This is a genomic window from Vibrio sabulosilitoris (genome assembly GCF_055391395.1).
The window spans coordinates 263818-288732 of the sequence record NZ_AP029600.1; the positions used below are offsets into that span (position 1 = coordinate 263818).

The 24915-nt window shown below is 47.9% G+C and carries 21 protein-coding genes (1 of these 21 only partly in view); 15 read left to right on the forward strand and 6 right to left on the reverse strand.

Annotation, left to right across the window (positions count from 1 at the left end; genetic code table 11):
• A protein-coding gene (locus ACZ5R2_RS16980) for a retention module-containing protein (protein WP_464903396.1) crosses the window boundary here: on the forward strand, positions 1–4749 show its 3' portion. It extends 23799 nt beyond the left edge of the window; only the last 4749 of its 28548 coding nucleotides appear in the window; the start codon falls outside the window, past its left edge; its stop codon occupies positions 4747–4749.
• Positions 4750–4949: 200 nt separating this feature from the next.
• On the opposite strand, the gene ACZ5R2_RS16985 is transcribed toward ACZ5R2_RS16980, so the two are convergent.
• From ACZ5R2_RS16985 to cspE, 3 genes are all read right to left on the reverse strand, one after another.
• On the reverse strand, positions 4950–5498 hold the full coding sequence (locus ACZ5R2_RS16985; protein WP_464903395.1) for an MSHA operon transcriptional regulator: 549 nt from the start codon (positions 5496–5498) through the stop codon (positions 4950–4952).
• Positions 5499–5706: 208 nt separating this feature from the next.
• A complete protein-coding gene (locus ACZ5R2_RS16990) occupies positions 5707–6303 on the reverse strand; it encodes an HAD family hydrolase (RefSeq protein WP_464903394.1) in 597 nt (198 codons plus the stop codon).
• 88 nt (positions 6304–6391) lie between these two features.
• Positions 6392–6601: a transcription antiterminator/RNA stability regulator CspE gene (cspE, locus tag ACZ5R2_RS16995; protein ID WP_438461001.1), complete on the reverse strand. Its 210-nt coding sequence runs from the start codon at positions 6599–6601 to the stop codon at positions 6392–6394.
• A gap of 591 nt (positions 6602–7192) precedes the next feature.
• Between cspE and ACZ5R2_RS17000 the strand changes: the two genes are divergently transcribed.
• From ACZ5R2_RS17000 to ACZ5R2_RS17055, 12 genes are all read left to right on the forward strand, one after another.
• Entirely contained in the window at positions 7193–8350 is a 1158-nt protein-coding gene (locus ACZ5R2_RS17000; RefSeq protein WP_464903393.1) for a serine hydrolase, read from the forward strand.
• 82 nt (positions 8351–8432) lie between these two features.
• Positions 8433–8657, forward strand: coding sequence for a DUF3820 family protein (locus ACZ5R2_RS17005; RefSeq protein WP_464903392.1), 225 nt, complete (start codon positions 8433–8435; stop codon positions 8655–8657).
• A 39-nt stretch (positions 8658–8696) separates the two neighbouring features.
• Complete coding sequence (locus ACZ5R2_RS17010; protein WP_464903391.1) at positions 8697–9062, forward strand: RidA family protein; 366 nt, start codon at positions 8697–8699, stop codon at positions 9060–9062.
• 371 nt (positions 9063–9433) lie between these two features.
• Entirely contained in the window at positions 9434–11362 is a 1929-nt protein-coding gene (gene thrS, locus ACZ5R2_RS17015) for a threonine--tRNA ligase (protein WP_464903390.1), read from the forward strand.
• A 3-nt stretch (positions 11363–11365) separates the two neighbouring features.
• The gene (infC, locus tag ACZ5R2_RS17020) at positions 11366–11917 is read left to right on the forward strand and encodes a translation initiation factor IF-3 (protein WP_438461054.1); all 552 of its coding nucleotides are present in this window, start codon (positions 11366–11368) and stop codon (positions 11915–11917) included.
• A gap of 121 nt (positions 11918–12038) precedes the next feature.
• Positions 12039–12233 (forward strand): 50S ribosomal protein L35, encoded by a 195-nt coding sequence (gene rpmI, locus ACZ5R2_RS17025; protein WP_004401085.1) that lies wholly within the window; start codon positions 12039–12041, stop codon positions 12231–12233.
• A gap of 41 nt (positions 12234–12274) precedes the next feature.
• Complete coding sequence (rplT, locus tag ACZ5R2_RS17030) at positions 12275–12628, forward strand: 50S ribosomal protein L20 (RefSeq protein ID WP_004401084.1); 354 nt, start codon at positions 12275–12277, stop codon at positions 12626–12628.
• 360 nt (positions 12629–12988) lie between these two features.
• A complete protein-coding gene (locus ACZ5R2_RS17035) occupies positions 12989–14092 on the forward strand; it encodes a TRAP transporter substrate-binding protein (protein ID WP_464903388.1) in 1104 nt (367 codons plus the stop codon).
• 87 nt (positions 14093–14179) lie between these two features.
• Complete coding sequence (locus tag ACZ5R2_RS17040) at positions 14180–14722, forward strand: TRAP transporter small permease subunit (protein ID WP_464903387.1); 543 nt, start codon at positions 14180–14182, stop codon at positions 14720–14722.
• A gap of 12 nt (positions 14723–14734) precedes the next feature.
• Positions 14735–16021 (forward strand): TRAP transporter large permease, encoded by a 1287-nt coding sequence (locus ACZ5R2_RS17045; RefSeq protein WP_464903386.1) that lies wholly within the window; start codon positions 14735–14737, stop codon positions 16019–16021.
• Positions 16022–16180: 159 nt separating this feature from the next.
• Positions 16181–17530 (forward strand): cache domain-containing protein, encoded by a 1350-nt coding sequence (locus tag ACZ5R2_RS17050; protein WP_464903385.1) that lies wholly within the window; start codon positions 16181–16183, stop codon positions 17528–17530.
• A complete protein-coding gene (locus tag ACZ5R2_RS17055; protein WP_464903384.1) occupies positions 17527–18165 on the forward strand; it encodes a response regulator in 639 nt (212 codons plus the stop codon). The genes ACZ5R2_RS17050 and ACZ5R2_RS17055 overlap by 4 nt, the downstream gene beginning before the upstream one ends.
• A gap of 1 nt (position 18166) precedes the next feature.
• Here the strand turns inward: ACZ5R2_RS17055 and ACZ5R2_RS17060 are convergent, their stop codons facing one another.
• Together ACZ5R2_RS17060 and ACZ5R2_RS17065 are read right to left on the reverse strand one after the other, a co-directional pair.
• A complete protein-coding gene (locus ACZ5R2_RS17060; RefSeq protein ID WP_464903383.1) occupies positions 18167–19135 on the reverse strand; it encodes a GGDEF domain-containing protein in 969 nt (322 codons plus the stop codon).
• Positions 19135–20088, reverse strand: a complete 954-nt coding sequence (locus tag ACZ5R2_RS17065; protein WP_464903382.1) for a response regulator — start codon at positions 20086–20088, stop codon at positions 19135–19137. The genes ACZ5R2_RS17060 and ACZ5R2_RS17065 overlap by 1 nt, the downstream gene beginning before the upstream one ends.
• Before the next feature lie 675 nt (positions 20089–20763).
• Here ACZ5R2_RS17065 and ACZ5R2_RS17070 point away from each other — a divergent pair.
• Both ACZ5R2_RS17070 and ACZ5R2_RS17075 read left to right on the forward strand, forming a co-directional pair.
• Positions 20764–23133, forward strand: a complete 2370-nt coding sequence (locus tag ACZ5R2_RS17070) for a putative bifunctional diguanylate cyclase/phosphodiesterase (protein ID WP_464903381.1) — start codon at positions 20764–20766, stop codon at positions 23131–23133.
• Between the two features lie 149 nt (positions 23134–23282).
• The gene (locus ACZ5R2_RS17075; RefSeq protein WP_464903680.1) at positions 23283–24227 is read left to right on the forward strand and encodes a glycosyl transferase family protein; all 945 of its coding nucleotides are present in this window, start codon (positions 23283–23285) and stop codon (positions 24225–24227) included.
• 240 nt (positions 24228–24467) lie between these two features.
• Here ACZ5R2_RS17075 and ACZ5R2_RS17080 read toward each other — a convergent pair whose 3' ends face one another.
• Positions 24468–24785 carry a DUF496 family protein gene (locus tag ACZ5R2_RS17080; RefSeq protein ID WP_464903380.1) on the reverse strand — a complete coding sequence of 106 codons (318 nt, stop codon included), beginning with the start codon at positions 24783–24785 and terminating at the stop codon, positions 24468–24470.
• Positions 24786–24915 lie beyond the last annotated feature (130 nt).

Genomic DNA, 24915 nt, shown 5'->3' on the forward strand with positions numbered 1-24915 from the left:
ACTGCCACTGTGGTGGTTACTGAAACGACAGATGGTCATTCGCGTGCCTTTGACCGAGAGCTGCGTGTTCATGTTGCCCCTGTGGTTGATGAGGCGGATTACTCACGAGACCTAAATGGTTTTGAGGACTCTCTAACTAATATTAATTGGGCACCACCTGGCATTGATGAGCATGAAGTGGTGGCTGGTGTAACGGTGTCCGGCATCCCAAATGGTGCGACCGTGTCCGTCGGTGGTAGTGATGTTTCGGGCGATGTGGTCGCAGGCTCGTTGACCTTGAGCCCTTCAGGGCAGACGGAAGAGGAGTTCTCGACTGCGGTTCAGGCGAGTGATTATATCCAGATCCAGCTCCCTGAAGATGTGACCGCAGATTATCAGCTCACAACGTCAGCAACCATCAAAGAGTATGACAGTGAATACACAGACAGCAATAATACTGGTGAAGGTGTCGCGGATAAGGTGGTTACAGGTACGCTTGACGTTACGGTAACCGCTGTCGTGGAAGACGAGGACGCCTTTGTCACCACTGATGCCAACGGTAGCCCATCGGCAACCGTAACCAGTGTGATCAGCAGTGCTGATGGCGAGTTGGACTTCTCTGCAAATACCTCGGCAGGCGGTGAGGCAGGCGCTTATGTTGTTGCCTTTAATGACACGGATCTCGACTCCGATGAGTTAGTCTCTGAAATCATCGTTGACCTGCAACCTGAGCTTTACTTGGGTATCAGCAAAGCAGACTATGAGCTTGCGGTTGACACCTTGCCAAGCGATAGAACGCCCGAACAACAGCAGTGGTTGGATGATGCTTCAGATTTCCTCGATCAGTTCTACTTATACAGTGACTCGCAAGGGGCAATCAATAACGGCAATGGTACTTGGACCATCACCGATATCAATAATTTCTCGATTAAAGCGCCCAATGGTTTGGCTGATACTGGCGCGGCAACGGACAATGCACTCACCGCAGACCATACCTCATGGGATATTCAAATTTACACCATAGTCACGGATAGTGGCGAGGATGGGGAAAGCGACAGCGCAAGCCAAGAAATCGATCCGGTGCCACTGCGTCTTGAATTCCCTACGTCAATTAGTGGTGGGAGCACCACCGCTGCCGCGATTGTGGCTGACGCGGATGTTGTCGTAGAGGGAATGGAGGATAGTCGAATCGATCTCAGTGATGCACTGTTCTCGGCAGATAATGGCCTGTTAAGCGTCTCGACCTTTGATGGGGTGGCGGATGACCTGACCCTAGTGATCAATAGCGATCAGTTGCCGCCAGGATTCCAAGTACAAGGCTTTGTGGATGACTTTGTTGATGGGGTGTACATGCTGCAAACCTCGGTAGATAGCAGCGGCAACATTGTCAGTGTGGCTGGACTTGGGCTGATCCCACCAGAGGATTTTGCCGGTGATGTGGTTATCCCATTCTCAGTCGTAACCACTGATAGCCAAACGGGTGATGAAAATGTGGTGAATCTCGAGTTACCACTAGCCGTTTATCCGCAGGTCGATGTCAGCGCAACGGGACAAGCACAAGACAGCGACACTAGCCCAGTCTTCGATGTCAGCGTGACACAGACTCTAGGCTTAGATGGTCAAAAGCAACCCACGGATTTGAACTCGAGCACACCAATTACTGATGGTATCGCCTACGAAGATGGCCTGATTGAGCTCGACTTGAGCTTTGAGCTAGCTGACACAGATACCAGCTTGTCACGTGGTCAGGAATCGCTGACTCAAGTGACTCTGACGGTCGATAGTGCAATGGGCAGTTTTGTTCAGTTTGACAGCGCCAACGTCAAGAGCTCCTCGCAAACTCTGACCTTTGATAGTAGTGAGGTTGATATCGAGGCAGCGCTTGCTAGCGTCTTATTCGAGCCCGCTCCTGATTTCCCAGGTTCGATAGAGGGAGAAACCGATGAGGATATTATCGCGACCTTTAATGATGTGGTGATTAACATATCCGGTAAGATTGAAGACCGCGTGACCTTTGATACACAAGATCCCGCAGCGCAATTCCAGGCTGAGGTAGATGCCGATTCACAAGCGAGCATTGATGGACAAACCTTGGTTGTCGAGCGCGACTTTAGCGATGTGTCCGTAACCTTTGATGTCATGCCGGTGGTTGATGATTTGGTGTTGACCAGCTCACTCAGTGACGATGATGGCAATATCTTGGTTGAGGGCAGTGAAGATGAGTGGATCTCCTTTGGTCAAGGCGGTCAGGGACTGCAGCTTTCACTTGGTGATACCGATGGCTCAGAGCGCTTTATCTCAATCAAGCTTACCGGAGTGCCAGAAGACTTCCTCGTGCGCTCAACCTCAAGTGACTATGAAGTGAAAAACCTGTCTGAGGGCGAGTGGAGCATTCGCCTTAAGGCCAACCCAGACGATCCCACGCCGAACCTTGATGCTATCGAGATCAAGCCTGCCGAGCAGTTCAGTGGTGAGGTCACAATGGGCGTGACAGCCTTTGTTGAAGAGCAACTGACCGAGATGCCCGAGCAGCTTGATACTAGCTTCGTGCTCAAGGTTAATCCTGTTGCGGATATGATCGATACTGATGTGTCGACGGAAACCTTTATGATTGACGAGGGTGGGAGTGTTGATATTGAGCTCAATATCTCGCTGGTCGATACACTTGAGACGTTGGGCGATAGTCTGCCTGATTATGAGGAGAATGGTCCAGAGCAGATCCGAGTCACGGTGAACAATGTGCCGTACAGTGCCAGTATTACGATTGGCAGTGAAACCCTTACCCAAGAGGACTTCACAGGAACGCAAAGTCTCGTGTTTGATGTTCCTCAGGGCACCTTAACGCTGGATAACATGACCTTCCTCGCCGGCGATGCCAACAGTGATAATTGGGACGGGCAGTTAAGCATCACGATGGAAGCACTCGATGTTGGTCTTGATGGTACCGTCTCGGCAGGTAGTGACGCTGAGGTGGGACTGTCTGTCACTGAAACCGTCAATGTGGTAGTGACTGCGATTAATGATCGACCTGAAATCACGGTCACCCAATCGGATGCGGCACAAGAGGACGTTGACGTGCCGCTTAGCGGCTTTAGCCTAGCGGATATTGACAGCACTTTGGATGACCCTGAGGCGGACTATGACCTTACCATAACGGTCCCTCATGGTAACCTAGTGGTTGGTCAAAACGATCCGATGTCTTCTGGTGTGATGGTTGTCTCAGGCGATGGCAGCCAACAACTTTTACTGCGCGGCAGTGTCGCGGATCTCAACGGCTTTATCAGCGATGGCAAGATTGTCTATGACCCAGTGGATGACTTTTACGGCAGTGTGGACATCACGCTGCAAGTTGATGATATGGGTAACCACGGGCTCATCGACCCGACCAACCCTGATACTCAGTCACTCAGTGAAGTTGCCACACTCACACTCTCATTAGATGCGATTAATGATGCGCCAGTGATCAGCAAGCCAACCAGTACGGTGGTGATTAATGACTCTACCGAGCAGAGGATCACCGGGCTTTCTGTTGCGGATGTCGATTATCAAGGTGATTATGCAGACGACAGCATGACCGTGACCTTAAGTGTCTCATCAGGCACGCTCTCAGTCTTGTCGAGTGACCCAGATGTGATGGTTGCAGAGCAGCTCAATGGCAATATCGTGATTACGGGTGCTCCAGAGGCTATCAATGCGGTACTTGGTTCTACCGCTGACGGTGAGGGGGTGTTTATCGATGCCAGTGAGGTCGATGTAACTACGGTTGAGCTTTCGATCACTGCTAACGATCAGGGCATCTATTATGACCCATCGGGTATGGCACTCGAAGCGTCCGACACCCTGACTATTACGGTTAATCAGGTTAACGATGTGCCAACGTTAACTATCGACTCAAGCATGAACCATACGCGTCAGGTCTACGCCAGTCGTTCGGCGGCCTCACAGGGTATTGCGCTTGCTGGATTGGTTGCGATGCTAGTGGATAGTCGTGAGGTCTTGTCGTTAGAGATCACAGGCGTGCCTGATGCAGCCAGCTTGATCAGCAGTAATGCCAATGTCTCGGCGAGCGAGAACGGTGGCGTGTGGACATTGACCTCAGCCGACCCGGGTGAGTTTGAGAACTTAGAGGGCATTAGCGTTGAGTTCCCTGCAGGGCCAAGTTCTGATGGTGTCTACTCGCTGGAAGTGGTTGCGGTATCTGAAGAGTCTGATGGTAGTGTCGCGAAATCTGAGCCTGAAACGATTTCGATTTCGGTCGGACCGGGCAATTTTAATCAGTCTGAACAGAGCGATGATGTCTGGGTCATTGGCCGCGGCGAAACAACCCCGGCCACGTTAGTCGGTGGCGAGGGAGATGATGTGATTGAGGGCGGATTAGGTAACGATATTCTCACTGGTGGGTTTGGTGATGATGTTCTTATCGGTGGTGAAGGCGCCGACACCTTCCGCTGGACTGAGACCTCAGTATCACAAGGCTCGGTTGATACTATTGCTGATTTTGATACCAGCCAGGGCGATGTGATTGACCTGCGCGATGTCATCAGCGACTTGCAAGACGATGATTTACTTTCCCAAGCCCTCGACCACATTGCCGCCCGAGTGGTTGACGGCAACATCGAGCTAGACATCACCACCGACGATGACGTTCAGCAAACCATCGTGGTCGAGAACGCTGCTAGTCAGGTGGACTTTACTGGTGTCGATCTCAATAACTCGGATGAGATTGTGAATACGCTACTGGCAAGTAACATTATTCAGCACGGGATTTAAAAGATAGAAGCGAGAAGCGGGAGTCGAGAGGCGAGGGGGTGGGTGCTTTTGCCTTCTCGAATCTCGGATCTTACGGTGATCGCTGATTTATCTCTGAAGTTCAAAAAGCAGTATTGGCAGCCAAAAATCGAAGTGCGAAGGTGGGGGGCTCCACCCCCTCGCCTCTCGCTTCTCGCAGCGCCAGCGATCCCGCCTCTAATTTATACGCGATTTTTCTTCACATAAAATGGATTGTCGTAGCGTTTCTGTGGACCAAACTCTGAGATAACCAGCTTGTTCCATAGTGCCACGTCGAACTCGCTCGGTGGGATTGAGGGGTACATGGTTTCGGCTTCCTCGCGGGCGAAGTTTAAGAAGTTTTTCTTTTTGATTTGGTTGTACTTTTTGGCCACGCGGTTGTGCTTGTGGATCCACTCGCGTTTGAACTGCTCGAGCTTTTTGTAGGCGTCGCCGTCAGGGTGGGTTGCAAAGTACAGGCGTTTGTACATGATCTTGCGGTCGATCATGCTGCGCATTGAGGTCTGGATGTAGCGGCCATGCTCGGTGATCGAGATATCGTTGCTGTCAAACAGTTGTACGTGCCAACGCGGGGCAAAAAAGCCGTGCTCTTTGTACTTTTTATTGCGCACTTCTATGGCCTTATGAAGCACGAGATCAGACGTGCCTCTGAAAGTCTGTTGCCATTTACCGATTCGGATTTGAATCGATGTTGGTAATCGATAGATGTGGGTAAACTTATCTTCACTCATCTGACTGCTCGCAACCTAATTGGAGTAAGTTGTTGTGATGTTGGTATAGGGCAAACGCACGCCACATTAGTGTTTAACTGGGCTGCAAACCAAGCAACTCTCGCTGAAACTGCATCTTGAGTTTACCTGGGTATAGATTCAATCACCGCTGGGATTTTAATCAGACCGAGGCCAAAGCTTAAGTCCGGCTACCAGAGTAAGCGGTCAGCTATTGAGATGCAAATAAACGGTGTAAATCAGTTAAATGGGGCACACAAATTGTGGCTAAATGCCCATAATCTGGCGTCGAATGATGGGTCACTAGGCACGAGTGCATGTTGGCATTGATTGCGGCTTGGATATCGTAGAGGTAATCGCCGACATAGAGCATTTCGTGTGGCGCGACAGACCAGAGATCAGAGAGTGCCAACAGCGAATCGGGTGCTGGCTTGGGCGGATAGTGTTCACGACAGATTAGCTCGTTAACCTCGAGCTTGAGCTTTTTTAACTTCATTTTTGCCGCTTGAATGCAATTGCGGGTGACGATACCTGTGACGATATTACTCAGATGAAGGTGCTCAAGCAGATCAACACTGCCTTGCATCAATTGTGCATGCTTGGCATCGGCAAGTTCGTGGGAGATGATGGTTTGGTGCACTGAGGCTTTTTGCTGTTCACAGCCAAGCCGTTCGGCAAAGTCGAGTAGGTCGTGATCACTGGGGCAGCCAATATCCTCACGGATTGAGGCAAAGTTTAGGCTTGAAGATACCAAGGTGTTGTCCAAGTCGAACACCACCGCTTTGATGGTTGAACCTTCCAGTTTCATACACAGCTCCATTTTGTCTCGCGCTAATATAAAAATAGCCAACATCGTAATGTTGGCTATTTAGAATTTCGTACGAGCTAAGCTGAATTTAGATAGCTACGATGTTTTCCGCTTGAGGGCCTTTTTGACCTTGAGTTACAGTGAACTCAACTTTTTGGCCTTCAGTTAGGGTACGGAAGCCGTCACCTTTGATAGCGCTGAAGTGAGCGAAAACGTCAGGGCCGTTCTCTTGTTGAATGAAACCAAAGCCTTTTGTTTCGTTGAACCACTTGACAGTGCCAGTAACAGTGTTAGACATTTTTTATTTTCCTAGTTTGATCGTTTAAAAGCCGAATTCGGCGCGGATAGCGTGGAAAAGTTGATTGCTATTGCGTACGACACGACGGGAGTACTGGGTAATCCAACGAAGCGCTGTTGTATACAAATGAACCGCCTTCTAGCTGTGAACCAGTCTAAGGTAACGGGGAGGCAAGTCAATTAAGAAACTGTGACATTGGCGAATTAGTTTAAATTTTGTTTAAAAAACTTGACCAATGTTACAAGTTGGACGCGGCTTATTGGTAACATTCATAGTTCAATTGTCTGATCTTACCGCCAATTTTGAGAGATAAATCGCTGAGCCAAGCTGTGTGATATTTGTTCAACTTCGTCAAAAACGTGTAAAGAGCCAACCTTAAGCTTGATGGCAATTGTCATTAGGGGTTTAGCAAGGTAGGCTATAGCCAGTTTAGAATCCCAAGCCTGCTGCGAGTATTGCTGTCACGAATCTTTACAATCTAAAGATGAACTTTAGATGGGAGTGTCGTTCCAAATACGACAACCCTAAATTGTGCTCAAGCATAATCGAATAACCGCAGCAGTGTATATAGTGAAATGGAGCTAATTCGTAGTGAAACTGTTTAAGATTGCCTCAGCGATCGGCCTGTGCTTTGCCTCTTTGGCATACGCAGCCCCGACCGTGGTGCCTAACCCTCCTGCATTGGGTGCAAAAGGTTATGTGCTAATGGATTTCAAATCAGGTGAGGTTCTGGTTGAGAAAAATGCGCATACGCCACTAAACCCAGCCAGCTTGACCAAGCTGATGACTGCGTATGTCGCAGGTCAGGAAATGAAAGCGGGCAACATCAGTGCAGAAGACAGCGTATTGATCAGTGAAAATGCATGGGCGAAGAAGTTTCCCGACTCATCGAAGATGTTTATCGAGGTGAACACGCGCGTTAACATGATGGATCTCTATCGTGGTCTGATTGTGCAATCAGGAAATGATGCGAGTGTCGCGATTGCCGAGCATGTTGCAGGTTCAGCCGATGCGTTTGTTATGCTGATGAACTCTTGGGCTGCTCAACTAGGGTTAGAAAATACCTCGTTTAGTAACCCGCATGGCTTAGATAGTGAAAACCTCTACTCAACACCTTATGATATCGCTAAGTTAGGCCAGGCGATCATCCGTGATCTGCCGGATATCTACTCGCTCTACAGCGAGCGTAGCTTCCAATATAACGGTATCACGCAATACAACCGTAATGGTCTACTGCGCGATCGCAGCATCAACGTTGATGGGATGAAAACTGGCTTTACCTCAGGTGCAGGTTACAGTCTTGCGAGCTCTGCGACTCAAGGTGACATGCGTCTAATTGCTGTGGTGATGGGCTCAACTAGCCCGAAAGCCCGTGAATCCGAGAGTAAACAGCTGCTGAGCTACGGCTTCCGCTTCTTTGACACCATCGAGCCCAACAAAGTCGGCGAAGCTATCGCTCAGCCACGTGTATGGATGGGTGACAAGGATAATGTCGATGTGGGTCTAGCTGAGCCTTTATACCTGACTCTACCTAAGAGCGATATTGCCAAGCTAAGCGCTGTAGTAGAGATGCAGCCAGAACTTTCTGCGCCAATCGCTCAAGGTGCTGTTATCGGTCAGGTTATGTATCAGCTTGAAAATGAAGTCATTGCTACAGCAGACTTAGTGGCACAACAGCCTATCGAGCAAGGCAGCATTTTCAAGCGCCTGCTAGATTGGGTAAAAAAGCTGTTTGCTTCACTGTTTTAAAGCATTGATAGAGCTTTAAGCTAATGAGCGAGAGGCGACCTTTAGGTCGTCTCTTTTGTTTTATCTTAATAGTGGCATCCAGATGTTAGATAAACAGAACCTGATCAAGCTTGCTTCAATGCGTATGCCATTTGGTAAATACGCAGGGAGAGTGCTGATTGACCTACCTGAAGAGTACCTTTTGTGGTTTGCACGCAAGGAGCAGTTCCCTCAAGGCGAGCTAGGCGAGCTGATGCAACTGTGTTTAGCGCTTAAGATTGAGGGGCTAGACTCTGTCGTCAAACCGCTCAAGCGTGAACGTGATTAGCCCTGTGTTTTTAGGCATATTTAATTTGGAAGAAAGACAATGATCGAAAGAAAAGAAACTAAACAACGCATGAGCCGTGCGGTAATTCATAACGATACGATTTACCTGTGCGGACAAGTGGCCAAAGACTCAACCAAAGACTCAACCAAAGACATCACAGAGCAGACTGCAACGATGCTTGAGAAGGTTGATGAGCTACTGACCAAATACGGCTCAGACCGTGAATCAATGCTATCAGCGACGATTTACGTCAAAACAATGGATGACTTTGCTGCGATGAATGCGGTGTGGGATAGCTGGGTCCCAGAAGGTCACGCTCCTGCCCGTGCTTGTGTTGAGGCTTCGATGGCACGAGAGGAATTGTTGGTGGAGATTTCAGTGGTTGCAGCGGTGACGAAGAAGTAATGACTCAAGAACTCTAGGCAATTCTGGGGCTCTTTTATCAGGCAGAGCCCTAACTTTTTAGTCGACAGAACACTATCCAGCGAGCAAGGTTATAAACTTGCCTTCCGTTCTCTATGCTGTATTAGATAGGCTCCTAAGTGATGTTTGCTTATCTGGCATATCAAGTCACTCATTTCCAAAACAGTTGTGATTTCACCCCATTCCATTAGAATGCGGGTTTGTACAAAATTTGATGTGCATTTGTGTTTGTACCAAGTCTTGTACCAAGAGCGAAAAGCCGTTGTGGCGAAATCGCGTAACTCACTGCTTAATAAGCAAAATGACAATTGCACGTGTTGCTTGGTATGCAACACCACTGTAAAGGAAATTTCATGCCAATTATTACTCTTCCTGACGGTAGTCAACGTCAATTCGATAATCCGGTTTCTACTCTAGAAGTGGCTCAATCTATCGGTCCTGGTCTGGCAAAAGCCACCATCGCTGGCCGTGTTGATGGTAACCGCGTTGATGCTTGCGATCTGATTGAACAAGATGCAAGCCTAGAAATCATCACAGTAAAAGATGAAGTAGACGGTCTAGAGATCGTTCGTCACTCTTGCGCTCACCTACTTGGTCACGCGATCAAGCAGCTGTTCCCTGAAGCGAAAATGGCGATCGGTCCTACGATTGACAGCGGTTTTTACTACGACATCGACTTGGAGCACTCTCTAACGCAAGAAGATCTAGAAAAGATCGAAAAGCGCATGAAAGAGCTTGCGAAAACCAAGTACCAAGTGGTTAAAAAGAACGTAAGCTGGCAGGAAGCGCGTGATACTTTTGAAGCACGCGGCGAAACTTACAAGATGGAAATCCTGGACGAAAACGTCGCTCGTGACGATCGCCCAGGTCTTTACCATCATGAAGAATACATCGATATGTGTCGTGGTCCACACGTACCACACATGGGCTTCTGCCAACACTTCACGCTACTGAATGTGGCAGGTGCATACTGGCGCGGTAACAGCGACAACAAGATGCTGCAGCGTATCTACGGTACGGCTTTCCACGATAAGAAAGCGCTTAAAGCGCACCTGGTTCGCCTAGAAGAAGCGGCTAAGCGTGACCACCGTAAGATCGGTAAGCAGCTTGACCTGTTCCACATGCAGCAAGAAGCACCGGGTATGGTGTTCTGGCACCACAATGGTTGGTCTATCTTCCGCGATCTCGAAGTGTTCGTGCGTGAGAAGCTAACGGAATACGGCTACCAAGAAGTAAAAGGTCCACTGATGATGGATCGCGTGCTTTGGGAGCGCTCGGGTCACTGGGACAAGTACGCTGAGGCGATGTTCACTACCTCTTCTGAGAACCGTGAATATGCGATCAAGCCAATGAACTGTCCAGGTCACGTACAGATCTTCAATCAAGGTCTGAAATCGTACCGCGACCTACCGCTGCGTATGGCCGAGTTCGGTTCATGTCACCGTAACGAGCCATCGGGTGCACTGCACGGCATCATGCGTGTACGCGGCTTTACTCAAGATGACGCGCACATCTTCTGTACTGAGAGTCAAATCCAAGAGGAAGTGACTGGCTGTATCAAGATGGTTTACGACACGTACAACACGTTTGGCTTTAAAAACGTCGTGGTGAAGCTGTCGACTCGTCCTGAGAAGCGTGTAGGCTCTGATGAGATCTGGGATCAATCAGAAGAAGCACTCAAGCAATCGCTAGAGTCTATGGATATCCCTTACGAGATCCAAGAAGGCGAGGGCGCGTTCTACGGTCCTAAGATTGAGTTCACGCTATACGACTGTCTCGATCGCGCATGGCAATGTGGTACAGTTCAGCTAGACTTCAACCTACCGGGTCGCCTAGGTGCCACCTATGTAGATGAAAACAATGAGCGCCAAGTACCGGTAATGATTCACCGTGCTATCCTTGGCTCGCTTGAGCGCTTCATCGGTATTCTAATTGAAGAATACTACGGCTTCTTCCCAACATGGTTGTCGCCAGAGCAAGCAGTGATCATGAATATCACTGACAAGCAGTCGGACTATGTGCATGAAGTAGCACAAAAATTGCAAAAAGTTGGAATTAGAGCCAAAGCGGACTTGAGAAATGAGAAGATTGGCTTTAAAATCCGCGAACACACTTTGAAGCGTGTTCCGTACATGCTGGTTTGTGGCGACCAAGAGATGGAAGCCGGAGAAATCGCAGTACGTACCCGTAAAGGTAAAGACCTTGGCAAATTTAAAGTGGATGACTTTATTGAATACATCCAAGCCGAAGTTTCTACCCGTAAGCTCAATCTGGAGGAATAAACTATTAAAGGCGGAAGACGTGGCCAACAACCGGCCAAACAAAACCAGCACCGTTTGAACGGTGAAATTCGTGGCGTTCGTGAAGTTCGTTTAACAGGCGCTGACGGTGAAGCTGTTGGTATCGTATCGATCCAAGAGGCACTTGCAGCAGCTGATGAAGCTGGTATGGATCTTGTAGAGATCAGCCCTAACGCCGAGCCACCAGTTTGTCGTGTGATGGACTATGGCAAATTCCTCTTCGAGAAGAGCAAAGCTGCTAAAGAGCAGAAGAAGAAGCAAAAGCAGATTCAGATTAAGGAAGTAAAATTCCGTCCTGGAACTGATATCGGAGACTATCAGGTAAAACTACGCAACCTGACGCGTTTCCTTGAAGACGGCAACAAAGTGAAGGTAACAATTCGCTTCCGTGGCCGCGAAATGGCTCACCAAGACATCGGTGTTGACGTTCTTAATCGTTTGAAAGAAGACACAGTAGATTTTGCTGTTGTGGAATCTTTCCCAACGAGAATTGAAGGTCGCCAGATGATCATGGTATTGGCCCCGAAAAAGAAGTAATTAACGGCTTATCAAGTAATTAAACCTTGCCGCTTTCCTTTTCAAAGAATGGCGAACGGCAGGGTTTTGTTCGCCCTAATTACTATTGTTTAAACAACTCAACAATGCGGAGTTATTCATCATGCCTAAGATGAAAACCAACAAAGGTGCTGCTAAGCGTTTCAAGAAAACTGCTGGTGGTATTAAGTACAAGCACGCTACAAAACGTCACATCCTGACCAAGCGTACTACTAAGAACAAGCGTCAACTACGTCCAAACGCAATCCTTCCTAAATGTGAAGTGGCTGCAGTTGTTCGTATGATGCCATACGCTTAATTCTTTTTAGTTTATCAATCGTTTAGTTTAGGAGAGACATAATGCCTCGCGTAAAACGTGGTGTACAAGCTCGTGCACGTCATAAGAAAGTTCTAAAACAAGCTAAAGGTTACTACGGTGCACGTTCACGTGTTTACCGCGTAGCTTTCCAAGCAGTTACTAAAGCTGGTCAATACGCTTACCGTGACCGTCGCAACAAGAAACGTCAATTCCGTCAACTGTGGATTGCACGTATCAACGCTGCATCTCGTCAAAATGGTCTATCTTACAGCCGTTTCATCAACGGTCTTAAGAAAGCATCTATCGAGATCGATCGTAAGATCCTTGCTGACATCGCGGTATTCGACAAAGCTGCATTCGCAGTTCTAGTTGAAAAAGCGAAAGCTGCTCTTTAATTAGAAGTAGTTATCAGGTTTAAGAGAAGGAGAGCCTCGGCTCTCCTTTTTTATTGCCTGGCGTTAAGACCGAGCAAATTTTGCGTACTTGTTACAGGTTATGCCGAAGAATGACTACGTGTTTTTCCTTTCTAGTCTTGTTTATTCCCCAACCAATCCCCCAAAATAATTAGATAGTTAAGCAGCATCTCTGGTTTTTCTTACGTGTTACTACGTAGTACTTGGGTCTGTGCGTTGCCCTAGTTTCTCCATCGCTGCGTGTTCACGCCTATTTCGTACTGGCCGTTTGTGTCACATCTTTATAAAGCAAAGAAGCTTTCATTGGCGAGGGTCGATTCGATGAACATAAAGGACGAGAACATGAGCTTTATTCACCAAAGTGTAAAACGAGCTGTCACTGGGGTTGTGGTTGCAGCGATATGCAGCCTAGCCGCGGCCTCAGCAGTGGCCGACGATAAGGTTTACCGACTCAAACTGGCGGAGACCTGGGGACCCAACTTCCCTATCTTCGGTGACACCACAAAAAACATGGCTAAGATGGCGGAAGAGATGTCTGGTGGTCGACTTCAGATCCGTATCGACTCCTCCAACAAGCACAAGGCGCCGTTTGGCGTATTTGATATGGTGAAATCCGGTCAATACGATATGGGGCATTCAGCGTCTTACTACTGGAAGGGTAAGGTGCCTAATACCTTGTACTTCACGACTATGCCGTTTGGTATGTTGCCCGTCGAGCAGTACGCCTGGTTTTACTATGGCGGTGGAATGGAGCTGATGGAGCAAGTGTATGAGCCGCATAACCTACTGTCTTTCCCTGGCGGCAATACTGATGTGCAAATGGGTGGCTGGTTTCAAAAAGAGATCAATAGCGTAGAAGACCTACAAGGTCTCAAGATGCGTATCCCAGGGTTTGCCGGTGAAGTACTGGCTGAGCTGGGCGCTAAGCCGACCAATATCGCCCCGGGTGAACTGTACACCTCGCTTGAGCGCCGCACTATTGATGCACTGGAGTGGGTTGGTCCATCGCTTGATTTACGCATGGGCTTTCATAAAATCGCGCCCTATTACTATACAGGTTGGCATGAGCCAGCAACCGAGCTTCAGTTCTTAGTCAACAAACGTAAATGGGATAGCCTGCCAGATGATCTCAAAGCGATCCTTCAAGTGGCAATGAAGACGGCGGCCTACGACATGTACACCCAATCTAAGCATGAAAGCGGCAAGAACTGGGCCTCAATCACCACCGAATACCCGAACGTTCAGGTGAAGAACTTCCCACCTGAGGTGATGGCTGCGCTGCGCGAAGCTAATGATCGTTTGCTTAAGCAGTATGCAGAGAAAGACGCAATGGCCAAACAGATCCAAGACTCTCAGGCGGCCTATCTAGAGCAGGTGCGCCCTTGGTCTGATCTCTCTCACCGCGCCTACCTTAATGCGCAAGCAGAGGCGGCGGCTGCTGAATAATTCGGCATTAACTGCACGGGTGAGGCGCTTTCCTCACCCATGAATCCTCCTTCGCACCCACGCGAAATCCTCTCTGTGGAATGGAATATGAGAAGTTTGATCTATCTAGAGCGCCTGTTTAATCGCTTTGGCGACCTGCTAGGCTGGCTTGCCAGCGTGCTATTTCTGATTTTGCTGGCCAATGTTACTTACGATGTGGTGATGCGGTATGTGTTTAATGATGTCTCGATTGCCTTTCAGGAATTGGAGTGGCATTTGTTCTCTGCGGTGTTCTTACTCGGTGTCCCTTACGCGATAAAAGCAAGTGGGCATGTGCGTGTGGATATCATTTATGAGCGTCTGTCACATCGTGTACAAGCCGTGGTAGATATCATCGGTACTTTAGTGTTTCTGTTCCCATTTTGCCTGCTGGTCGCCTGGTATGGAATTGACTTTGCAAAGGAGAGCTACGCACTGGGAGAGACCTCTGGAGACCCGGGAGGCCTGCCTTATCGCTGGATTATCAAGGCCATGATACCAGTGTCATTTATCTGCATGTTTATTAGTGGGATTGGTTTGATATTGCACTCTATCAATCGCATTGTTCACCCGCATCTCACCCACCACCATAGCAATTTTGGCAAGCAATAAGAGGGCAGGAAAATGATTGGAATCGTGATGTTTTTCGTTGCCCTATTTGCGCTGCTACTCGGCTTTCCAGTGGCATTTACCTTTGGTGGCATCGCACTGATCTTTGGCGTTTGGGCCGAGGGCATGGATATGTTTGCGTTTATGCCCTACCGCATTCAGTCCATCATGGAAAACACCGTGTTGATGGCAGTGCCCTTGTTTGTGTTTATGGGGTTAGTGCTACAAAAAACACGCCTTGCTGAGCAGTTATTGGAGTCAATGGGGCGCCTATTTGGCGGTGTACGTGGAGGCATTGCAGTCTCGACGGTCATAGTCGGAGCCTTGCTTGCAGCATCAACCGGGGTGGTAGGGGCATCGGTTGTCGCGATGGGGCTGATCTCGTTGCCGGTGATGCTCAAATACCATTATGACAAGGGGCTCGCGTGCGGCACCATTTGCGCCTCGGGCACGTTAGGGCAGATTATCCCACCTTCCATCGTTTTGATTTTACTTGGCGACGTGTTGGGGGTACCGGTAGGGGATTTGTTTAAGGCGGCAGTGTGGCCAGGGTTGGCTCTGGTCGCGGCATACGTCATCTACATACTGATCTATGCCAAGCTTTATCCGGACTCTGCTCGAGCGTTAGAGCGTGACCCATCGATCAGTCGCAAGCAAGAGGTCATTAATGCGCTTAAGGCTGTTATCCCGCCATTAGTGTTGATTGTATTGGTATTAGGTTCGATATTTGCTGGCATCGCGACACCGACCGAGTCTGCTGCGTTAGGCGGTGCAGGTGCTATCGTGCTTGCCTTGATCTATCGCCAGTTTAGCTGGGCTATGGTCTATGAGTCGGCCAAGGAAACCGTCAAAGTCACCGCCATGGTATTTGCGATTTTGCTTGGTGCGACTGCTTTCTCAATGGCGTTTACCTACACGGGCGGTGACTATTTGGTTGAGGAGTGGATGCTGCAGATCCCGGGTGAAAAGTGGGGCTTTTTGATCATCACCATGCTAGTGATCTTGTTGCTGGGCTTCTTTATCGATTTTGTTGAGATTTGCTTTATTATCGTGCCAATCATTGCACCAGTTGCTGAGCTGATGGGGCTTAACATGACTTGGTTCGCCATTCTTATTGCAATGAATCTACAAACCTCATTTCTGACGCCACCGTTTGGCTTTAGCTTGTTCTACCTAAAAGGTGTCACGCCTAAAGGCGTCACCACTGGTGATATCTATCGTGGTGTGGTGCCATTTATTTTGATTCAAATCGTTGTACTCGTCTCGCTGCTAGTTTTCCCTGAGCTGTATGGCATGGGCTAAACCTACTTGATGGATATATCAAAATATGACCTACATAACCTCATGATTTAGTGCTGATTGCTAAATTTAAACAGCCGATACCTAAGTAAGCTCAAAGCGCAGTGTCACTGAGTTTGATTTAGGTATGGTTTGCTGGGCAATTTAGTTTGGAGGAGGTCTATGCCATTAAAAGCCAAGCTTATCTTGTTAACCTTGATCCCTTTGGTACTGGTAACTTTAAGTGTCGGTTGGATATCAATTCATCAGACCAAACGCCTTGGGCAAAAAGAGGTTGAGATTTTTCGCGACAGCTTAATCAAATCACGTGAAAACGCGCTCAAAGACAGCGTCGATTTAGCCTTTGATGCGATTGCTCACGTCTATAACGACCCGAATCAAGACGAGCATGAGGCCAAAGCCGAGGTTAAAGCGATCTTGACAGGGCTGCGCTACGGGGCAGATGGTTACTTTTTTGCTTACGACCAAAACGGAGTCAATCTTGTTCACCCCGTGATGCCAGAGTTGGTCGGGCAAAACCTGCTTAGCTTAACCGACCCAAACGGTGACTCTCTGATTGAAGCCTTGTTGTTTCAAGCGCAATCGGGTGGTGGTTTTCATCAGTATTTGTGGCAAAAACCCTCGACTGGAGAGACTGTCCCTAAACTGAGCTATGCCGCTTGGCTGGATAAGTGGGATTGGATGGTGGGTACTGGGCTATATATTGAAGATGTCAGTCAGGAAGTCGAGACAATGCATGCGGCGATTAATCGCAATATAGAGACGACCTTCTTTTCGGTGATGGTGATTTTGATTGTTACGGTAGCGGTGATCATCGTTTTGACATTGGCGATCAATCTGCATGAGCATCGTCTTGCGGATCGCAATCTCAAAGAGTTGGCGTTTAAAACCGTAATGTTTCAAGAGGATGAAAAGAAACATTTAGCCCGAGAGCTGCATGATGGGATTAATCAACTCTTGGTTTCAAGCAAATGCCACCTAGAATTATTCAAAGACAGTATCAACCAAACGAGTCACTTTGATCATCTGTCCAAAGCTCAGCATTCGTTGTTGATGGCGATTAGCGAAGTTCGGCATATCTCGCATCAACTTAGGCCTAGTGCCTTGGATGACATTGGCCTTGAGGCCGCACTGAGTACCTTGCTTGAGGACTTTCGATCTCATTCTGGTATTGAAGTGCAGGTGTCACTGGATACCAAAGCAGCACGATTAAGCTCGGAAATAGTGACCACCTTGTATCGTGTGGTTCAGGAGTCACTGAATAATGTTGAGAAACATTCAGGTGCAAGTTGTGTGACGGTAATGCTGTCAGAAATTGGTCCTCGTCTACAATTAATGGTCCGCGATGATGGGGTTGGTTTTAACACCAGCACAGGGCTTAGCCAAGGGGGGATTGGTTTGCGCAATATGCGAGAGCGTGTCGAGTTTATCGGTGGCGAGTTTGAACTCCACAGCGAGGTGGGCCTAGGGACTGAGGTTACGGTTTTGATCGGCATAGGGGAGGTGAGATGAGTGACAAGATTCGAGTCGTGATTGTTGATGATCATCAAGTGGTCCTTGACGGGTTTGTTGCGCGGCTAGAACATGAGCCTGAGATCGATGTGATTGGCAGTGCGAGTAATGGTCTAGAGGGGGTCGAACTTGTGGGGCAGCTGCGTCCTGACGTCGTGCTGATGGATGTCAGTATGCCTATCATGAATGGCATTGATGCGACTCGACTTATCTGCGATCAGTATCCACAAATCAGGGTGTTAATGCTCACTATGCATGATAATCGTGAGTACATTATGAAGGTGATGCAGGCAGGTGCAGTGGGCTATATGCTCAAGGAGATCTGCGCCAATAAAATGGTGCAAGCAATAAAAACGGTTAATCAAGGCTCGACATACTTTTGTGAGTCCGTGACGCAAACCTTGTTTACCCAGGAGGTGATGCCTGCCGCGCAAAAGGTGAACCCTTTAACTCGCAGAGAAGAAGCCGTGCTCAAGCTGGTTGCTGAGGGGCACAGCAGCAAAAAAGTAGCGATGTTACTTGGGATAAGCTATCGAACGGTTGAGACTCATCGACAAAATATCAAGCACAAACTGGATCTCCACTCGACGGCTGAGCTGGCTAAGTATGCGTTTGAGCGAGGGCTGGTCAGCTAGGTTACGAAACACAGTCTATGCAGCTTTGGGTCTGATTTCGCCCTAGGCGTTTGGCTCGATAGAGGGCTTCGTCAGCGCAGTTAAGCCAGTCGACATGGCTATTGAAGCGTGGATGAAAAGTACATATGCCAAGACTGATGGTAAAGGTGACTGGTTGGCCATCGTGCATGACGACGCTCTGTGCCGCTTTCTTTCTTATTCGCTCAGCAAAAAACATCGCCTGACTGCTGTCGGTATCAGGCAATAAAACGGTAAACTCTTCCCCGCCGTAGCGTCCACAGATATCTTTGCTGCGGACTGTTTTGGCTAAGGTTGTAGCCAGGTTGCGTATCACCTCATCACCGATGTGGTGCCCATGGTTATCGTTGATCGATTTGAAGCGGTCAATATCGAGCATCACTAGGGTGCAGGGTTGATCAGTACAGGCCATGCGCTCAAAGTGTTTCGCAAGGGCCTGTTCCCAATAAACACGATTAAATAGATTGGTTAAACCATCTCTTCGATTGAGCTCTTCGAGTTGCTGATTAGTCTCGTCCAGATAGATTTTATTGTGTGCGGTTTCAGAGACGTCATTGATCTGAATCGCGATATGACTGACCTCACCAGACAGCGACTTGAGTGGTGTCAGCACAACATCCTGATACATAAACTGACTGCCGTGCGAGGCAGGAGAGAAATTCTTAAATTTAAATAAGTAAGAGCGGTTCTCCCAGCTTGAAAAACAGCGGGTTTCAAGCAATGTTGCATTGGTGATTTTCGCCTCAAGCCAGGCTTTAGGCAGTTGCTGGAAGTATTCGAACAGGTCTTTCCCCAGAATTGATTGAGGAGGGACACCACTGTAGGACTGCATAAAGCTATTCCAGATCACGACGCGATTTTCTCGGTCGAGTACCACAAGGCCCGCGTCCATATTGTCGAGGATCTGCATCATCCAATGAAACTCTTTCATTTCAATCGAGATAGCCGACATTAGACGTTCTCCATGATATCGAAAATGATCGCCACCGACGGCTGATCAACCATAAACAGAACCTCACACTCAAAGTCCATATCCTCAGAAAAGCAGGTGTACTCGATTGCAAACAGTGGTTGATTGGGCTTGAGCTGATTGAAGTGACTCGCTGAACGAGACAGCAGTGCAGGTTGACGAAGTGAGAATGGTCGATCGATTAATTCGCCGAAAGAGAGCAAAAATGACGAGACAAATAGGTTGGCAAGATTCTGAAATACCTCGTTCTCATCGGTAAGCGGTGAATGATAGCCGAGCTTGATGCCGATGTTCAAAACATCTTCACCGCGCAGACAGACCAGCGCCTCTCCATGGATGCCACCACCAACAAACCTTTGAGTCACGGCCGTTGCATGGGGTTGGTTGAGGACATCTGCCATTGCCATGGTCACCTCGGCATAGGTGAGATAGCCAACATGGGGGATGGGCAGCTCAATAAAATGATTAAGATGATTAGCCATAATCGCAGCCCCTTTGCCCAGTGCAATATTGACTGTCTCGTTTAACTTTTGCTGAGGTGTGAATTTAGAATGCTTATTCTGTTCATCGCTGGCATATGGAATGGATAACTGATTATAGATTGGGAGTAGTTCAGCTTGTTCAAACGGTTTAGAAATGAAATAGTGGGCACCTTGGTCAAGACAACGTGTTCTTGCCTGCTGTTGTACATCCGCTGAATAAACCACGATTGTGGTCGGATGGCTATTGACTGGCAGGGTATTGAGCACTTCAAATCCATCCATTATCGGCATAGTAAGATCAAGAAATAGTGCATCGATTTTTATGCTTTTCAATAAGCTAATCGCTTGAACACCATCATCCGCCTCATATATTTTGATATGTGGCTTAGGCTCTATCGAGCGAATAATGGACTTTCTAGCGACGATTGAGTCATCACAAACAAGGATATTCATCTGCCAACTTTGGAAGCAAGATCAAATTATTATAGTAATACCTGTAATTTAAGTACACTAGAGTAAAAAATCAAAAATATTAATCATATGCAGATATATTTCACAAAATGACATAAATAATAACAGCGACTCTATGTGTTGAGAATATTGTCACTAATCGATACGTTACTTGCTATTTAACTTGTCTATAGCTAGTCAGGTTATGGTTCACCTATTAACGAGACACTATTGATTGATTAATCAGTAATGTGTTTATTCAATTTGTCAATGATACTTGTCGAAAAATCATTTATTTATTCTAAATTGTTTATACCCAAGTGACCTCAAGGTGCAGAATTCAGAGCCAATATACAGGCTCATATCAAGGAAAATGACTGTAGAAATGGTTGTCCCTTTCAAAGTCATTTGACGCGGAGATGAGCCTGTATATTAGCTCCCTCCGGGCGAGTTTGCTTGGCTCGCAGCCGGCGTTGGTCACTCTCGATTTAGAGCCACTAAATCTTCAAGTGACCGCCTTGGCTGCAAACCAAGCAAATCTCGCTGAAACTGCATCTTGAGGTTACTTGGGTATAGGGCTAAGTAGAAAAAATAAGCGCCTAAGATCTGACTGTGGTTTAAGGGTATAGCATGCGGCGAGTAGCGAAAAGTATTTTTAGCTCATCACTATTAGGCAGAATGCAAAAAGTATTCGTGCCGATCACCTGTTTGTTGTTTGTTTTGCTTGGCACCTGTCTCTATCTGTATACCTCAAGTCAACTCAAACAAGCTTTGGTGACTCGGTGGGCTGCCCAGATAGAATTGATGATGCAACAAGTACCAAGAGCGATCCGCCGAGTGGATGCACAAATCGACGCGGTGCTGCTGCAAGAGAATCAGCTGACCCAACTGCTGCCAGATAGAGACAGTCGGCAGGTATTACGCTCGTTTACCATGCATCTTCAACAGCTTTTTGTGCCCGAGGATGTGTTGAGTCAGGCACAATTTACTCTCGCTTTGATTGATGCTTCGGGAAATATCATTACTGAAAATCAGTATACCCAGCCAAGCTTACTGTCAGTGTTGTTGGCGGAGGCACAAAAGACCCAGCTAAGCCCCAATTTACGCTACCATCGTTTGATGCAGCAAGGCGATGATCTGTTGCTGATCACGTCAACCACCATTCCGACGCAGCAGCTATTGTTGGTCATTCATCCGCTGACGATATTCTCCGACCTCACCCGCCAGTTGCAGCGAGAATTTGGACCGATGCAGCAGCATAAAGTCAGTTTGGCAGCGAAGCCTGTCGAGCAATATGAGGGGGTTTTACTTGGTCCGGTGTGGGAGTATTCAGCATCTGAACGACTCATCACAGCAGGGGAGGAGTATCAAATAGAACAGACTTCGCCTTGGTTTGGACATCAGATTAGCCTGTCTGTTAGGGGACCTCTATTCAATCTGTCTATTGAACTCGACAGTGAGGCTCTGGCGACAAAGTTAATGCATCAGCGTTTTGCTATTGTCGGCATCATGCTTGGGCTCACCTTACTCATCTTGACTATTTTCTACGCTTTGGTGATCAAGTTTGTGATTGCTCCACTCGATAAGTACGCTCAGCAACTGGATGCCAAAGAAGGTGTGGTGCACGCGTCAGATATTGAGATTTCTGAGTTACGCGACTCCTATCTTGTCATGCGCAAGAACATGCGCTCTTTAGTCGAGAAAGACGAGCTCACAGGTCTTCAAAGTCGGCGTTACTTTGTTACACAGCTCAAGCGTTTGATTGTTCTTCAACAGGGAAGCGTGCCCGCGTATCTGGTTTACCTTGATATTGATAACTTCAAATGGGTTAACGATCACATCAGTCGAGCGGCGGCCGATCGGTTTTTGGTTGACTTTGCCGCTAAGCTACGTCGATTGATCACGGAGTATGTGGAGTCATCGAGCCATGTTGCCATTGCGCGTTTGACGTCGGATCAATTTGGCTTGTACGTCGATGGAACGGGCAGTTTTTCGCGTTTGTTGCAACTTGTTAATGCTATCCAAGAGCTGTTTGCTAGTGGCTATCAATTTGAATTCCATGAGCTACCACTGTCTGTTAGCCTCGGGATCGTTGAGATAGAGCAAACGGGCTCGACAGTCGGTATTGAGGCGTTGCAGACACAGGCAGAAAGGGCGCTAGAAGCCGCCAAGCAGGTCGATGGTAATCATTACCAATTTTACAATGTCGATATCGCCCAACAGATTAGAAGCAGTGAGATAGTTGAGAGAGCTCTAGTTTCATCGCTTATTCATGATGGATTTAAGCTGATGTTTATGCCGATTGTTGAGGCAAAGAATCAACATACCCGAGGTTATGAAGTCTTGCTGCGTTGCCCTGAGCTTGAAGAGCAGGGGTTCTCAGCAGAAGAGTACGTGACGCAAGCGGAAAAATTGGGTTTGATAGACGATGTTGACCTTTGGGTTCTGCGCAATAGCTTTACTATGATCAAGCGAATCAGCCAAAGTCAAAGCTCAGTGCCTATTTTTTCAATTAACATTTCAGCACTAGAGCTGTCTAATGAGCGGTTTGTGAGTCAAGTGACGAGGTTGGTTGAGCAGTATCAGATTGACACATCAAAGGTGGAGCTCGAAATTACAGAAACCGCCTTTGTTCCTAACCAAGACGACGGCGGTGATACGCTCAATGCCCTGAAAGACCTTGGTTTCCGTTTGGCACTCGATGATTTCGGCTCTGGGTATACCTCATTTTACCAATTGGCTCACTATCCCTTTGATGTCTTGAAGATTGATAAAGTATTTATCGAGATGCTCAATGACGCGATTGGCACTGAGCCTTCAATGGCAAAAGTTATCTACTCACTGGCGAAAACGCATAACTTGGAATTGGTCGCAGAGGGGGTCGAGAATGCCTCGCAGGTTGATTATCTAACTCAGTTGGGCTGCGAGATGCTGCAAGGCTACTATTTTTCAAAGCCTATTTCGCAAGAGCAAGCTTATTCGGCAATCATCAGGCAGCCTCGTTCTGCAGATGCCCATCTTTCATTGGTCAGCAAAAACGCCCTCTAAGTGTCAGTTTACAGTGTGAATTGCCGTAATGCTGGGCCGCGATTGGCCTGATACAGCCTGTTGCTTTGACACGGATTAACAAGCATGGCTTGATCCTGACCACCGAAATCGATAAGTTGATGATAATTTTTGCTATTCACGGAAGAGCTATGGGCAGTATTTTAGAGTGCATTCGTACAGTAGGACGCGGAGAGCGGGGTCGAAAACCGCTTGGTTTTGATCAGGCCTATCGGGTGATGGATGAATACCTTGACGGGCAAGTCGGTGACGATCAAATGGCGATGTTGCTTATGCTGATACGGGTCCAAAATGAGACCAAGCAGGAGATTGCGGGTTTTGTCAGTGCATTTCAATCGCGTATGCCGGAGATTGGCGCCGATATAGATTGGCCATGCTACGCCGGCAAGCGTCACGCTGCAGGACCACCTTGGCAGCTGCTGGCCGCGAAAATCCTTGCACGCAATGGTTACAAAGTGGTGTTACACGGGTTTAAAGACCCGACTTTAGATCGCCTCCATGTTGAAGATTATCTCGATAAAGTTGGGGTTCCAATTGCTCAAGATGCCATTGAGGCGCAGAAACTGATTGAAGAGCTGGGAATCGTTTATCTACCACTGGCCAACTTCGCTCCTCAAGCAGAAAAAATGATCGCTTGGAAGCAGCGCTATGGGCTAAGGACACCAATCAATACCGTGGTTCGAGCGTTAAATCCAGGCAAGGCTCGTTTGGGGCTGCGAGGCAGTTTCCATCCAGGCTTTCAACAGCTGCATGCCGAGGTTGAACATGAGATTGGTTTATCCTCAGCGGTTATCTCGTTTAAGGGGCAATCAGGAGAGTCAGAATACAACCCAAGGGTGAGCCAAACTGTATGGCTCAGTACCGCACAAGGCGTTGAATCTCACTACTGGGCGGAGCGCCAACTTGAGCAAGTCGATCAGCAATTTGTCTGCCCTCTCGGCACACCAAGAGAGATGCGCCACTTAATGGTCAATACGGTGATCGAGACCATGGCTTCAATACTGTTTACCGAAACCGGAGATCGAGAGCGCGCGATCGCGATCGCTGATCGGTATTGGCATGAGTATATTAAGTGAAAGAGGCGAGAGGCGGGATCGGGCGTTGCCCTGCGAGAGGCGAGAAGTTTATCACGCGTTGTTCGTTTACTTGCTTGACGAGTAGAATGTTGACGCGCTTAGAAACGAGACGTCTCTTAGTTTGATAAATTATAGAGGCGAGGTTGGGTTTTACTCTAAGGGAGACGAGAAGTTTATCGCGCGTGGTGCGCTTTCTCGTTTCTCGAGTGAAACGTTCTCGCCTCTCGAAACGCAGTGGGCTTATTTCTTGCCTTGCGTCGAAGCCTTGTCTTCTTCAGTTAGCTCGCGGATGCGGCGGCTGATGTCACGGCGTGCTTTTGAAATTTCTGCGCTTTTGATGATGTGGTCGTCAACGCGATCTTCGTAGTCTGCCTTCATGTTTTTAACGATGGCGAGTACTTCTTCTGTTGGCATGTCTGGGCGGATGTAGTCCAGCAGGTTTTCTAGCAGATCGACACGTTTGCGGTTGTCGCGGATTTTCTTTTCATTGTCTAGCAGTTCGCGCTTTAGTTTGTTTTTACGACGAGCTTGGCTAACGATTTCAAATACGCTACTCATTACTTTTTCCCCAAAATCTATTCTAATAAAATGGCGCCGCACAAACTGTGCAGCAACTGGCAGTGATTAAAGCACAGTTCACTCGAGATGCTCAAGGTGTTCTCGACTTCCGTGCTGATAGAGTTTGCCG